A 13650-nucleotide genomic window follows, 5' to 3' on the forward strand; every position below is an offset into this window, starting at 1 on the left:
ATTTCTTGCTTCAGGAGGATCTGGAATTTAGTCTTCCAGGTACTTCCTCATCAGGGCCTTCATTTCCAGGGGTTTTTCTTCCGTAACTTCGATTTCAGCAGGGACACCTTTGAATCCGGGCATTCCGCAGCCGTGGGTGTCAGGGTCCAGTACGGCGTTTGCCCAGGGGCCCATGGGAATAAAGGCAAGGTTGTCAGGGTTTCCATCATTTGCCTTTGCAAATACCACCACTTCCCCAAATTCGGTGGTAACTTTCAGGCTGTCGCCTTCCGAGACGCCCAGCCTCTCGAGGTCAGCAGAGTTCAGCTCACAGTAAGCACAGGCATCAAAGTAGCCTTTATGCGTTTTTGCTTCCAGATGTGCGCCCTGGTCGGCGGTCCTTCCGGATATGAGATTTGCTTTTATTTTCATGGAAATTCCTCATCTGGGGTGTAACAGAGTTTCGATAATGAGTTTCAATAAGCTGGATCGTCATCATGGCCGAGTCTTTTTAGTGGTTAATCTCTCAGGCTTAAAACGGTTCAGAAGGCCATTGATAACGTTTAAATTGAAGCAAGGACCAGATTCATAGCTTGGGTTCTTCTTTTGAGAGTGAACCCCCTGAGGGGTTCGGTTTACAGGTTCATTTTTCAGGTCTTGCAGTTCCAATAGCTTAGTTCCAATAGCTATATTATCTGGATTGGATTACAGGGCTGCTTTTCTTGTCCGAGATTTGTATCATTTTTTCGTTATAATTATGCGATTTATATACTTATACAGATTTAATAAAGCGGTGTAATTTTCCTGGTCATGCCTGATTGATGGGAACATTCAGGGATGGCTTTTCCGGGTTTCCCTTGTTTTTAAAAATCCATTTGAAATAATATTATTATCTCTTTTAAATTATATATCTATCCGTTATGCTAACCATACCCCAATAATCCCTTTTATTATATATTACCATATTATGTTACGTTCGACATAACGTGCTTACTGTTACCCTTTCTATTTCCAAAATCCTGCTGTTCTGTCTGTTTTATTTTCCTGCCGCATTCCAGAACAATAAATTATGGATTATGGGGGCAGTCATCGATTAAATCTGTAAAAACAAGTACAAACTTTAGCAAACATTTGCTTTCTGAAAAAAAGTTGAGAGATTCGTGAGGCCCCGATTTTTGAGAGTTTTCCTTCATGCTCAAATAATGAAAAAAGACATCATTTCCCTCTTCCGATCGTTACCCTTTAATATATGTTAATACATCTGTGTGTTGCAAGCCCGGATAGCCTAGTCGGTTGGGGCGCCAGACTCATAGGGACTTTATATGAGGCGTCTTTAATCTCCTGAGATATCTGGAGGTCGCGTGTTCGAGTCACGCTCCGGGCACCTGATTTTTTCCGTGCTCTACAGGTATTTTTTGGTTTTTTATCTTTTGCTGCTGTGTTTCATGCTAAAATCATTTTTTCCGTATACTCAATTATTTCCCAATTAAAAGATTAAAAATGCTTTTAATTCTGAGAACTCCATCATAGGCCTTTTTTCACATTGAACATCTCATCGAGGAAAGTGGTGGTTGATTAGAATTTATATGCATACTAGTACATCGATTCCTAATTAATTGCATATTTGTTTCATATTTCAATTCCACCGGGAATCCTGTCTTCTCCTTCAACTTTATATTTCCACACAAATACCACAGGTTCCTCATTGAGTAAATTTATGTATTGATCGATCCTGTTCTTTAATTCCATTATTGATTTTACTCTTATTGCCTTTAAAAAGCCTCTACTCATTTTGCTTATGAAACTTTCAATAATATTCAACCATGATGCATGTTTTGGGGTAAATACGAACTTTAACTTCCCTTTTCCCAAGGTACTTATATATTTATTAGTTTCTTCTGATGTGTGTATTTTGTGGTTATCAAGAGTTGCTACGATTTTTGTATCCTGGTAATCTGATACTATTTCTTTTATAATCTCAATAAATTCACGACTTCTACCTTTTTCAAAAACTTTGTGATAAACTTTCCCGGTAATCAAATCAATACATGCAAATAATGAAAGAGTACCATGTCTAATATACTCATAATCTCTTGCCATCATAGGATATTTTCCTTCTGTTGGCATCACATCCGGGTATTTATTTTCAATAGCTTGAATGCCTGTTTTTTCATCACATGAAAGGATTACTCTATCTACCTTTTTCTTTTTTTTGAATTCTTTTTTTAGTTTTTTAACTTCCTTATAAGTGCCCAGGACCTTCCTTGCTTTTTCATCAAAATCCGGGTCTACTTTGGCGGCGTAATACCTTGTTTTATGTGGTTTTTCTAAACCCCCATTTGACCGATAGGCACTCACACTTGCCGTAGTTTGTTTCGCCCATCACTCATTCCTCCTCATTTAAAATTCTTATGTATTCTTCTACTAGGGATTTTCCCATTCCCAGAATTTGTGCAATTTCCTCACTTTTCATCGTTTTGCTAAGCTTTTCTACCTTCTTGTATGCTTTAATGTACCTATCACACGCTTCCTGCGTGTGATTTGTCATTCTTGCAATATCCGGTGTTTGATATCCTTTTATGTACAAGTTTAGTATAATCCTCTTGTGAGTGACTGCTCTACCAATATCATGTATGATTCCTCTTGTTGGCAATATCTCGCCTGTTCTTTGCATATACTCCTTTGCCTGTTTGCTTACCGTACCCGTGGAAACATTTAGCAGATATGCCATATCAGAATGTGTTAGCAGTGCTTCCTGTTCATATGCCTCTTTAAATATCCTAACCACTTTTGTTTCCATTATTTCTCTATCTGAATACCCTTCCTTCTTCATCTCCAGGTCATCTTTGGAAATCAAGGTCAAAACAATTGGTGTTAATGGTGTTTTCTTACTGTTTTTACCATAATTCGGCTTCTCTGAAGCCTTTGCTCCATACCACAAAATCTGTCCAACTTCTAGTTTCCATGGCTCTCTATAAGATTTCCTCACCACTTCCACGAGATCATTGGCAAACATTTCCTGAATTTTGTCACCTGCAATAAACTGGTAATCATTTTGTATCAGATCCAGAACTGAACCTTTCAGGGAGCTTGTTACCTTTGTTTCAATCATTGAAGGTACTTTCATCTTCTCCATCTCCCCGAACTGTTTTTTGGACCTGTTTCCGTGTTCATTCTGCTGATCTCTTTTTTTCCAAAAATGCTATGAAGCTGGTCTAAACGTTCCTGATATTCCTCGGTAGAATAAGTCTCAATCAGCTCTTTGTATTCCTGAATTGTTTTTTCAGAAAGCCCTGTTATGATCCTGAGTTCTTCATCTTCGAATCCCTCTTCAGTCAGCACCAGTATTCTTGCAAAATCCTTTACATAACGCATTATGGCTTCGCCACTATGTTGGGTCTTTCTCTCGATCTCAGTATATTCGTACCCTTTAAGATATAGCTCCAGAATCCGTTTTTTGTGGCTTACTCCGGGACCTATATCCTTCCATTTTCCTCTGGTTGGAACCAGTTCTCCATTCTCTTCCAGCGCTTCTATATGTCGTGAAATTGTCTTTGTACTCTCTCCCAGAAGAATTGCGATGTCAGCCTGGGTGAGCAAAGCGCCCTGAGTGTGTGCTTCATTACTTATGCGCATGATCCGTTTATCCAGCAGCTCTCGCTGGTTCTTAACTTTGCAGTCTTCAGGGTCGTAGATAGTGATAATGACAGAAACCAGATTCATCTCATTAACTGGTACGCCAGGAGGAACGTCTTTGGAAACTCCATGGAAGATAATCTGGCCTTCTTTGCGCTGACTGCTGAAATATAGGTCAATGTAAGACATGAAGAGCTCAGACAGAGATCTGCAAACAGCACGAGGAAAGGAATAATCCTGCATCAGTTCATTGTAAAGTTGAGTCTGTAATTGGCGATTAAAAGTTGAGAGATATTCTTTTGGGATTTTCAAGACCATTAGTGCCACCAACAATGTTTTGGTGACAAGAGTAGATAAACAATCGGTCAGAAGGGGGTATTTATGTTACTTGCATTCAAGATTTTTGAAATGGTTCCCTGGCTGATCTTTGATAATTCCGGATATCCTTCCTTGATACAGTTTTCCTGTACATATTTAGTTAAGAGTCTCTGTGTCCAGATTTCATGCGGATACCCAAAGTCCTTTGGTTTCATACATGCAACCTTGATCAGCCATACACGGGATTCATCTGTAATTGTCCTTGGTCTTCCAGCTCCTGTTTTATCCTTCAGGCCTTCTATGACCCCAAAATCCAGAACTCTTTGTATTCGAGATCTTACGGTATTATAAGCAACGTTTAGTTGCCGAGAGATTTCTGTATCGTTTATTCCCTCAAAGCTTAAAAGCACAATTTTAGCTCTTTGAACAAGACTTGCAGGTTCACTTCTAGAGTGGCTTAGTTTTTCCAAATATTTTATTTCTTCATGTGTAAGTGATAATTTGGGACGACGACTTATGCGAGCCATACATAAAAATATAAAACTAATTATATGTTAATTTACATAATAAATTTGGAATCGATGTACTAGTATTTCATACAAAATATATTTTATCACTTTTTTTGGTTTCGTGCTAAGGAATGGAGATAAATGCTGATCTTGAATTATACTCAGCAGATGGAGATCATGATTCATTCCTTATCTATTCTGATATCAATTATAACCTGAATGCAAAACTTGTTATCTCTTAGAGCGTGTTTTAAAATTAAATTTGGTTCTATGATTTTGGATAGGACTCATACACTTGAACTGAAAAAAGGAAGCATTAAACCGTTAAATATCTAAAGTGCAAATTCAAATCATAATGTTTACTGTCTTTGATTTTATGTTCAAATCATGTAATTCATACGGGAAAACTTCAGGTCAATGTGTAGCTAAATTTCGGGAAAGTTGCGGGTCTGAATTTAAAGTTAACAGTACCAATCATCCAAATGTGGAAATGGTTCGAATTTTAAGACGTTTTCTTATTCTTCAAACTCTGTAATCAATGAAGAAGGTAACAAGAAGAGAGTCGATCACGGGTTAACAACTATTGAATATAGACAGAGATGTCCATAATAATAAAAAACAAATAAAATTTCTGTGCGAAAATGGGGAAAGAACAAGTTGGAATGTACCTGAAAAACCAAAACATAAGAGATGAAGCATTCGATGAACAGCACAAAAAGAGAGTTAAATGTGAAAAGATACATGGACGCATTAAGGACACAGTAAAATTCGATCTCAGAAGATTAAGAAAAAAGTAGACTATATTCTCTATTAAAATTTATAATATCTCATCTACTGGTGCTGATATATATAAATAATATGATTGGAAACAGAATTTTTAAGAAAATATTGGCAGATTATTTTGAGTTTTGCGATATGATTTGATCTATTTTTCAGTCCAAATACGTTTAGTAATACTTTTATATTTCTATGTAATACCTTTGTGTGTTGTTAATCTTCTTTACTCAGATTATCAGGTTATAAGTAGGGTAATTCACAAAAAAGGTGTTCTGTAATGGAGAAAAAAAAATTATTAGTATTATTTTCTGTTTTCCTGACAGCCCTGATCTTAATGACGGCAGGCTGCGTTAGTCAGGACGGTTCCCAGGCCGAAGAGACCTCGGCTAAGGGGATGCTAGCTGAAGAAACATTGGCTGAAGAAGCACTGGCTGAGAATACTGCTGAAGGATCACAGCATACGGATGTTGCTTATCTTAGCGGTGGGGATTATGGCTATCCTCAGCCATTTACGATATATCCGAGAGGTCCTGGCTCATCAAAAGTTGGAATGATCTTTGACAGTCTGTTAGAAAGAGATGAAGTCGGTATAATTCCCTGGCTGGGTGAAAGCTGGGATGTCAGTGAAGATGGAACGGAATATACATTTCATCTCCGCCAGGGCGTCACCTGGAGCGATGGGGAACCTTTCACGGCAAACGATGTTAAATTTACTTTTGATTATGAGCAGGAAAATGTACCTATCTCCGGTGGAATTGAGTCCGGGGTTATAGATAACGTTCAGGTTGTGGACTCAAACACTGTCAAATTCGTACTGAAGCAGCCTGTTTCAACATTCCTTTACAAGCTTACGAGCTTTAAGATCATACCTGAGCATATATACGAAAATGTCTCGGATCCTTTCAGTTTCCTTGATCCTGAGGCAGTGACCGGTACCGGCCCATTCCTTCTTGGTGAATACAATAAGGAGCACGGAACATACCGCTTTATAACAAACGAGGATTTCTGGGGGCCGGAGACCGCAGTTAAAACCGTTGAATTTATTCCGGTCAGTGATTCGTTAATAGCTTTCGAACAGGGGCAAATAGATTTCACAAGCATATCCCCTGATACTCTTGACAGGTTCACATCAGACTCTGATATAAGAGTAGTCCAGCAGCCGGCTTTCTGGGGTTACCAGTTCTACTTCAACATGAAAGAATGTCCGGAGCTTAATGACAGCAAAATTAGGCAGGCCTTTGCTTATGCCATTGACCGTGGGGAACTGGTGGAAAAGATCGCAAGGGGTGCAGGAAAACCCGGTGAAATGGGCATACTCCCGGAAGATCACATCTGGTATAATCCCGACCAGCCGGAATATAGCTATGATCCGGATACGGCAGGAGCACTGCTTGAAGAGGCCGGATGGACTGATACGGATGGGGACGGAATACGTGATAAAAACGGAGAACAACTGTCATATGTATTGTCCCTTAGCAGTGGTGAGGTCCGTATAGGGGAACTAATAAAAGAGAGGCTGAGTGAAGTGGGGGTTGACGTTCAGGTAAAAGCCCTGGAGAGCAAGTCCCGTGATACCAACCTGAAGAACGGAGACTTTGAACTTCTGATCAGCGGCTTTGGCGGCTGGGGAAAAGATGCCGATTATCTCCGTACGAGGTACTGTGATACAACAGAGTCGGGAAGCGTCTCATCAGGTGCAGCAGTATTTGGTTACCACAATGATACCCTGAATGCTCTTGGTTCTCAGGAATTGCAGGAGCTGGACGACGATAAACGGAAAGAAATAGTATACGACATGCAGACCGTGCTTTCAAATGATGTGCCCGCAATTCCGCTCTATTATACTACATCGTATGATGTATGGCGCATTTCAAAATATGACGGCTGGATGAATATGTATGACCACCATGCCAGAACACACAGTATTCTTTCGTACCTTGAGAGGGATGGAATTGCAGCAAAAAGATGATATTAATAATCTGATCGCATGCTGGAAAAAAGCCACGGAAAACGGGCTGATCCGGGATGAGGGCAGGATGGCAGATTTCTGGAACAAACGTTCTGAGAATTATGCCAATAACATTGAAAAAGATAAAAGAAAGAAGAGAACCGATGAGATTCTCGAATTTCTTGAAGAAGCCGGTTTTAATCCGGAAGGTTCCAGAGTCCTGGATATCGGGTGCGGACCCGGTACCCTTTCTCTTCCTCTTTCCCGGCTTGGAGCGGAGGTGACTGCACTTGATATCTCATCCGGAATGCTCGACAGACTAAAAGATGCCGTAAAAAAGGAGTCTCTTCCGGTGGATGTCATTGAATGCTCCTGGTGGACGGCAGACATAGATGAGCTTGGATTCCGGAACAAATTCGACCTTGTAATTGCCTCCATGACTCCCGGGATAAGGGATGTTGAAAACTTTAATATGATGATGGCTTGCTCAAAAAATCTCTGTTATTACAGTAACTTCCTTCGAAGAGTTGAGGATAAGGCGTATCGTGATATCCGGAGTTCTATACTCGGGGAAAGGTCCGAGAATAACATGAACGGCATAATTTACCCATTCATGTATCTCTACCTCTCAGGCTACAGTCCCTCCCTCAGGATCAACCATTCCGAATGGAAGGACGAAACAAACTGGCAAGAAGCGGCAGAACAGGCAATAGGGTTCATTGGAAGAGGCCGGGATTTTGATGACGAAACAAAGGAAAAAATAATGGATTATTATCAGAATGCCTCTCCGGATGGAACCTACCGCTCCGAGTCGGATGTATATACCGGGATGATGGTCTGGGAACTTAATGGCAGATGATCGGGTGGTAAAGGGGCAGATGATTGGATGGTAAAGGACAGGAATTCGTTTATTTTCAGGTTGTTATCGACCCTTTTTGTAATTCTTGCCATAAACTTTTTCCTTCCGAGGATGATGCCCGGAGACCCGTTCTCAACCACTTCAGCAGATGAGGTAGGGGAAGAAATTATCGTAATGACAGAGGAGCAGCGGCTTTATTACCTGAACTATTACGGCCTTGACAGGCCGCTTCATGAACAGTTCCTGGTATATATTAAAAACCTGATGACGGGTGACCTGGGTAAGAGCATTTATTACAAAATGCCTGTCAGTGATGTAATTATGCTCCATCTCCCCTGGACTGTATTGATTGTCGTTGGTGCAACCGTGATCAGTACAATCTCTGGGGTGGTTCTCGGAACCCTTTCGGCAAAGAACCGGAAAAAAGGGAGTGACAGACTTATGATGACGGGTATGATTGCCTTTGCGGAAATCCCCTCATTTCTGCTCGGCCTGATCCTCCTTCTGGTTTTCAGTGTATATCTAAGGTTTTTCCCGCTCGCAGGTGCTGTTACCCCCTTCATGGACTATAACGGCCCGGCAGAACAGGCCTGGGACATCCTGTACCACGCCTTTCTGCCCATTGTGACCCTATCTCTTTCACAGCTTACCGGAGTGTACCTGCTCACCAGAAATACCCTGATTACAGTGACTACCAAGGATTATATCCGGACTGCCCGGGCCAAAGGGCTGGGGGAAAAAACCGTATGGATCCGGCATGCCCTCCGAAATGCCCTGCTTCCTGTAGTGACAAGAACAGGTTTTATGATCGGCATAATGATGGGCGGGGTTGTGCTTGTTGAGAGTGTTTTTTCTTATCCCGGCATAGGGATGACACTCCGAAGTGCTGTAGTCGGCCGGGATTATCCTCTTATCCAGGGCATTCTCCTGGTAATTGCAGTTTCCATACTTATCTGCAATCTGCTCGTTGACAAAATATACGGAAAACTTGACCCGAGAGTTGGGATATAATGGGAGTTGGGATATGATAAAGGATATTGCTGCCTCTGGAAATGCCGGAATACTCTCTTTTATTCAGGCTTTGAATATTAGCAGAATTAACCAAATTGTCAGCAGCGTAGCCAGGCCGTTCTCCAGGTTCAGTACCGAAGGTAAAATTGGGATCTTTGGCGTTCTCTGTATTATTTTAATGGCAGTTTTTGCTCCTGTGATAACAATGTATCCTCCCCAGAAGATCACAGGGGATTCCCTTGAACCTCCGGGTCCCGGACACATTCTCGGAACCGATGAACTTGGGATGGATATCTGGTCACAGATATGTTACGGGGCAAGAATGAGCCTTACAATAGGACTTGCAGTAGCCCTTGCGTCTGGGTTTGGGGGAGGAGCTATCGGAATACTGGCCGGATATATGGGAGGGCACATTGACCAGGGCCTGATGCGAGTAATCGATGTGACAATGGCCCTTCCGAGTTTTCCTCTTCTTATTGTAATATCCGCTTTTCTCGGACCGAGTATCCTTAACGTAATTTTTGTACTCGTGCTTTTCAGCTGGGCAAAACCCGCACGTATTGCACGTTCCCAGACGCTGGCATTAAAGAAGAACAACTACATTATTGCTGCCAGGAATTACGGAGCAACGCCATTTTACCTTCTCCGGAAGCATATATTTCCTGAAGTTTTGCCTGTTCTGTTTGTACTTGTCATCGGCATATCCTCTCATGCAATCATAGCCGAAGCGGGCCTTGCCTTTCTGGGCCTTGGAGACCCCACTTCCAAGAGCTGGGGGATGATGCTTAATCATGCAACCGGTTTTCGTTCGATATATTTTACGCCTTACTGGCAATGGTGGCTCTTGCCTCCGTTGTTTATGCTCATTTTCCTCCTGCTCTGTCTGGCTTTCATAAGCAGGGATATGGAAAGGATACTTGATCCTAAATTAAAGATCAAAAAAGGGTTCTGATTATGAGTCTGCTTAAAATCAATGATCTTAAATGCCATTATCTGACTGACATTGATACTGTTAAGGCTGTTGATGGTATTTCTTTTGAAATCGAAGAAGGAGAAATTCTGGGCATTGTCGGGGAATCAGGTAGTGGCAAGACCACTGTTGCCCTCGGGATAATGGGGCTTTTGCCGGAAAATACAGCCATTTCCGGGGAAATTCTGTACAGGGGTGAGCTAATCTCTTCTCTGCCCGAAGCCGGGATGGATAAACTCAGGTGGAAAGATATCGCAATAGTTTTTCAAAACGGTCTGGAGGTTATGAACCCTGTTATGAAAGTAGGTATTCAGGTAACGGAACCAATGATCAGGCATCTTGATCTCAGCCCTGAAAAAGCCAGGAGTAAATGTGCCGATCTCTTCCGAACTGTTGGCCTCGACCCTAAATGGATGGATTCATATCCTCACCAGCTCTCCGGGGGCATGAGACAGAGGGTTCTTCTGGCAATGGCCCTTTCATGCAATCCGAAATTACTGATCCTTGATGAAGTTACTTCCGCCCTTGACGCATTTACCCGAAAGGAGATCAGGGACCTTCTTGTCGACCTTCAGAAGAAGAACGGGTATACGATGTTAATGATCTCTCATGATATCACTTTTGTGTCTTCGGTGGCGTCCAGGATTGTTGTTATGTATTCCGGAAGGGTTGTTGAAACCGGCCCTGTAAGGGATATTCTCGTATCTCCCCGTCATCCCTATACAAGAGGGCTTGTCCATTCTACCCCTGATATTTTTGTTTATAAAGATTTATGGGGAATTCCCGGGGATATCCCGGCAGGGGACGGGTTTAAGGGCTGTCCTTTCAGCCCGAGATGCACACAAAAAATCGATGTTTGCAGTAAAGCTCCCCCGGTCCTGGCACCTGTCGGAGGCGGGCGGGAAATTGCATGCCATAGAGGTGGCATAGCAGATCTTCTGGAGGCAAAAAACCTGAATTTCAGGTATCGTCTTCCGGATGGCGAATATCTTCAGGCAGTTGATAATGTCAGTCTGGAGGTAAGAGAGGGTGAAGTTCTTGCACTTGTCGGTCAGACCGGTTCGGGTAAGTCAACCCTGGCACATATCCTTGCAAACGTAATAAGGCCCGAGTGCGGAGAGGTACTGTTTATGGACGGGAATGTCAGTGGGGGAAACTATGGAAACAGGTTCAATGGCATTCAAATTGTATTCCAGGATCCTTTCAGTTCTACCAGCAGCAGGTTTACCGTGCTTGATGCAGTCAAAGAGCCTCTTGATATCAATAAGATAGGGTCCAATGGAGATAGGCTGCAAATGGTTAAAAATGCCCTTGAACTTGTTCGCCTCCCAAACACTGATAATTTCCTTAGCAAATATTGCGGGGAATTGAGCGGTGGGCAGAGGCAGAGGGTTGCACTTGCCAGAGCAATGGTTATGGAACCAAAACTCCTTATTGCCGATGAGATAACTTCGGCCCTGGATGTTTCAACCTCTGCAAATGTATTGCGTCTTTTGAAGGGCCTTCAGAACAGGAGAGGGTTTGCAATGATATACATTTCACATGACCTCTCCCTCACCCTGAAGATTGCTGACAGAATAGCCGTTATGAATTCCGGAAAGATCGTAGAGGTGGGTAATTCCCATGATGTAATGCTTTCACCCTCGGATGAGTATACAAAAAGGCTTGTTGGTTCAAGAATAGGACTGTGCTGTCATACTCATTAAACATTATAGATTTTTTTACAATTTATGAATTTTCACTGTTTATTTTTGTCAATGAAAGGTGAGTTTTTGATATGTGAATTTCTAATAATTGTTCAAAATCTAGGTTTGAAGGTTCTGTTCAGGTTTGAAGGTTCTGTTCAGGTTTGAAGGTCTTGTTTGATATGAGCGCAATAATAGTTAAAGAGCTGACAAAAAAGTTCGGAGAATTTACTGCCGTAGACGGCGTCTCATTCTCGGTTGAGCCCGGTGAGCTTTTCGGGCTTTTAGGCCCTAACGGGGCGGGAAAGACGACTATAATCAATATGCTGACCACTCTTCTCCTTCCTACGGCAGGTGATGCTGAAATCTCAGGATATGACCTTAGAAGAGATCCTCATGAGATCAGGAATAATATCGGAATAATATTTCAGGACCCTTCGCTCGATATAGGGCTTACAGGGATGGAAAATCTTGAGTTTCACGCCATGATGTATAACATCGGTTCGGATGAGCGGAAAAAAAGAATCCGGGAAGTGCTTGATGTTGTGGGGCTGGCTGATAAAGCTGATATCCTTGTTGAAAATTATTCAGGCGGGATGAAGAGACGGCTTGAAATTGCAAGGGGGCTTATTCATTATCCGAAAGTCTTGTTTCTTGACGAGCCTACTCTCGGGCTTGATGCACAGACCCGGAGATCGATATGGGAGCACATCAGAAAGCTGAACCGAAATTACGGGACCTGTGTCATTCTGACTACTCATTATATGGAAGAGGCTGATTTCCTCTGCGACCGCATTGCGATAATTGACCATGGAAAGATAATCGCGCTTGATACCCCGGCAGGTCTGAAGAACTGCCTTCGGGGGGATTGTGTTAGCCTGACTGTTGAGGGGAGGGTTGAGCTCATTGCGGCTGCCCTTGGGGAGAAGGAATGGGTAAGGGAAATTGTCCCTAACGGAAAAACGCTTGATGTTATTCTATCGGATTATGGAACAAATATTCCTTATATTTTTCAGACCGCCGGCAGTCTGGGGGTCGGAATAAGTTCAATAAACTTCAGTAAACCGAGTCTTGAAGATGTTTTTCTCCGCCTGACAGGTTCGATAATACGGGAACAGGAAGGCAGCAGACAGTCAGCCCGGCGGGACCGGATGAGAAGGAGGATGCTCCGATGATTCAGGGAAGAGTTGTATATGTCCTCTGGCGGCGTGAAATGATTAAGTATTTCAGGGCAAGGTCCAGGATAGCGGGTGCTATTGGCATGCCGGCTTTTATGCTGATCTTTCAGGGTATGGGCTTTAGAAAAGTAGAATTTCCGGGCCTGCCCGAATCGATAGGATATTTTCAGTATCTTGTGCCGGGTATTATCGGGATGACCCTTCTCTTTACGGCCGCTTATGCAGGTATGAGTGTCATAATGGACAAGCAGTTCGGATTTTTAAAAGAGGTTATGGTGACTCCTGCAAGTAGAATCTCTATTGTCCTCGGGATGATCTCCGGAAGTGCAACCACATCGCTCATTCAGGCCCTTATTATTATGATGATGTCGGTATTACTTGGTTTTAAGCTGCCTTTTCTTCCTGCGATCCTGTCCTCTTTCGTGATAATGGTTCTTATATCGATGATCTTTATAAATATAGGCTTGATTTTGTCCTCCGTACTGAAGGATTTTCACGGGTTCAGTACGGTTATTAATTTTATTGCGTTCCCTCTGTTTCTTTTATCCGGGGCTTTATTTCCGGTTTCAAATTTGCCGGCTTCGATAAGGATTCTATCTTATTTCGATCCGCTGACATACGGTGTGGATGCTCTGAGGGGAGTGTTGATCGGTCACTGTGAATTCTCAATTGTTCTGGATATCTCCATTCTTTTTACACTGTCGGTTCTGATGGTCTGCGCCAGTGGTTATTTCTTCCGGAGGGCAGAGACGATATAATCTTTTTTGTTTTAAAACGGAA

General features: G+C 42.4%; 10 protein-coding genes, 1 tRNA gene and 2 pseudogenes. 8 read left to right on the top strand and 5 right to left on the bottom strand.

Annotated features, from left to right (window positions below; genetic code table 11):
• Positions 1–27: 27 nt before the first annotated feature.
• Positions 28–411, bottom strand: a complete 384-nt coding sequence (locus MA_RS04350; RefSeq protein WP_011020879.1) for a molybdopterin dinucleotide binding domain-containing protein — start codon at positions 409–411, stop codon at positions 28–30.
• 842 nt (positions 412–1253) lie between these two features.
• On the opposite strand from MA_RS04350, the gene MA_RS04355 reads away from it, so the two are divergent.
• Positions 1254–1363, top strand: a tRNA-Met gene (locus tag MA_RS04355).
• Between the two features lie 245 nt (positions 1364–1608).
• Here the strand turns inward: MA_RS04355 and MA_RS04360 are convergent.
• The 4 genes and pseudogenes from MA_RS04360 to MA_RS04375 all read right to left on the bottom strand — a co-directional run.
• A pseudogene (locus MA_RS04360) lies at positions 1609–2337 on the bottom strand (IS630-like element ISMac13 family transposase); the annotation flags it as partial.
• Positions 2338–2365: 28 nt separating this feature from the next.
• Positions 2366–3115: a DUF1670 domain-containing protein gene (locus MA_RS04365; RefSeq protein ID WP_011020881.1), complete on the bottom strand. Its 750-nt coding sequence runs from the start codon at positions 3113–3115 to the stop codon at positions 2366–2368.
• Positions 3103–3933, bottom strand: a complete 831-nt coding sequence (locus tag MA_RS04370; protein ID WP_052279092.1) for a DUF1670 domain-containing protein — start codon at positions 3931–3933, stop codon at positions 3103–3105. The genes MA_RS04365 and MA_RS04370 overlap by 13 nt, the downstream gene beginning before the upstream one ends.
• Before the next feature lie 62 nt (positions 3934–3995).
• Positions 3996–4460: pseudogene (locus MA_RS04375) on the bottom strand (transposase); the annotation flags it as partial.
• A gap of 1036 nt (positions 4461–5496) precedes the next feature.
• Here MA_RS04375 and MA_RS04380 point away from each other — a divergent pair.
• From MA_RS04380 to MA_RS04410, 7 genes are all read left to right on the top strand, one after another.
• The gene (locus MA_RS04380) at positions 5497–7188 is read left to right on the top strand and encodes an ABC transporter substrate-binding protein (RefSeq protein WP_011020884.1); all 1692 of its coding nucleotides are present in this window, start codon (positions 5497–5499) and stop codon (positions 7186–7188) included.
• Positions 7166–8026 carry a class I SAM-dependent methyltransferase gene (locus tag MA_RS04385; RefSeq protein ID WP_048064977.1) on the top strand — a complete coding sequence of 287 codons (861 nt, stop codon included), beginning with the start codon at positions 7166–7168 and terminating at the stop codon, positions 8024–8026. Before MA_RS04380 ends, MA_RS04385 begins: the two co-directional genes overlap by 23 nt.
• A 27-nt stretch (positions 8027–8053) precedes the next feature.
• Positions 8054–9037, top strand: a complete 984-nt coding sequence (locus MA_RS04390) for an ABC transporter permease (protein ID WP_011020886.1) — start codon at positions 8054–8056, stop codon at positions 9035–9037.
• A gap of 13 nt (positions 9038–9050) precedes the next feature.
• A complete protein-coding gene (locus MA_RS04395; RefSeq protein ID WP_048064978.1) occupies positions 9051–9989 on the top strand; it encodes an ABC transporter permease in 939 nt (312 codons plus the stop codon).
• A 2-nt stretch (positions 9990–9991) separates the two neighbouring features.
• Positions 9992–11713 (top strand): dipeptide ABC transporter ATP-binding protein, encoded by a 1722-nt coding sequence (locus MA_RS04400; RefSeq protein WP_011020888.1) that lies wholly within the window; start codon positions 9992–9994, stop codon positions 11711–11713.
• Between the two features lie 161 nt (positions 11714–11874).
• Positions 11875–12867 (top strand): ATP-binding cassette domain-containing protein, encoded by a 993-nt coding sequence (locus tag MA_RS04405; protein ID WP_048066146.1) that lies wholly within the window; start codon positions 11875–11877, stop codon positions 12865–12867.
• Positions 12864–13628, top strand: a complete 765-nt coding sequence (locus MA_RS04410; RefSeq protein ID WP_011020890.1) for an ABC transporter permease — start codon at positions 12864–12866, stop codon at positions 13626–13628. The genes MA_RS04405 and MA_RS04410 overlap by 4 nt, the downstream gene beginning before the upstream one ends.
• Positions 13629–13650: the final 22 nt, after the last annotated feature.

It is taken from the genome of Methanosarcina acetivorans C2A (assembly GCF_000007345.1).
GTDB lineage: Archaea > Halobacteriota > Methanosarcinia > Methanosarcinales > Methanosarcinaceae > Methanosarcina > Methanosarcina acetivorans.

What these genes read in the sequence shown, in the direction of transcription:
- MA_RS04350 (WP_011020879.1), bottom strand. Translation starts at nt 411, where the DNA reads ATGAAAATAAAAGCAAATCTCATATCCGGAAGGACCGCCGACCAGGGC.
- MA_RS04365 (WP_011020881.1), bottom strand. Translation starts at nt 3,115, where the DNA reads ATGGAGAAGATGAAAGTACCTTCAATGATTGAAACAAAGGTAACAAGC.
- MA_RS04370 (WP_052279092.1), bottom strand. Translation starts at nt 3,933, where the DNA reads ATGGTCTTGAAAATCCCAAAAGAATATCTCTCAACTTTTAATCGCCAA.
- MA_RS04380 (WP_011020884.1), top strand. Translation starts at nt 5,497, where the DNA reads ATGGAGAAAAAAAAATTATTAGTATTATTTTCTGTTTTCCTGACAGCC.
- MA_RS04385 (WP_048064977.1), top strand. Translation starts at nt 7,166, where the DNA reads ATGGAATTGCAGCAAAAAGATGATATTAATAATCTGATCGCATGCTGG.
- MA_RS04390 (WP_011020886.1), top strand. Translation starts at nt 8,054, where the DNA reads ATGGTAAAGGACAGGAATTCGTTTATTTTCAGGTTGTTATCGACCCTT.
- MA_RS04395 (WP_048064978.1), top strand. Translation starts at nt 9,051, where the DNA reads ATGATAAAGGATATTGCTGCCTCTGGAAATGCCGGAATACTCTCTTTT.
- MA_RS04400 (WP_011020888.1), top strand. Translation starts at nt 9,992, where the DNA reads ATGAGTCTGCTTAAAATCAATGATCTTAAATGCCATTATCTGACTGAC.
- MA_RS04405 (WP_048066146.1), top strand. Translation starts at nt 11,875, where the DNA reads ATGAGCGCAATAATAGTTAAAGAGCTGACAAAAAAGTTCGGAGAATTT.
- MA_RS04410 (WP_011020890.1), top strand. Translation starts at nt 12,864, where the DNA reads ATGATTCAGGGAAGAGTTGTATATGTCCTCTGGCGGCGTGAAATGATT.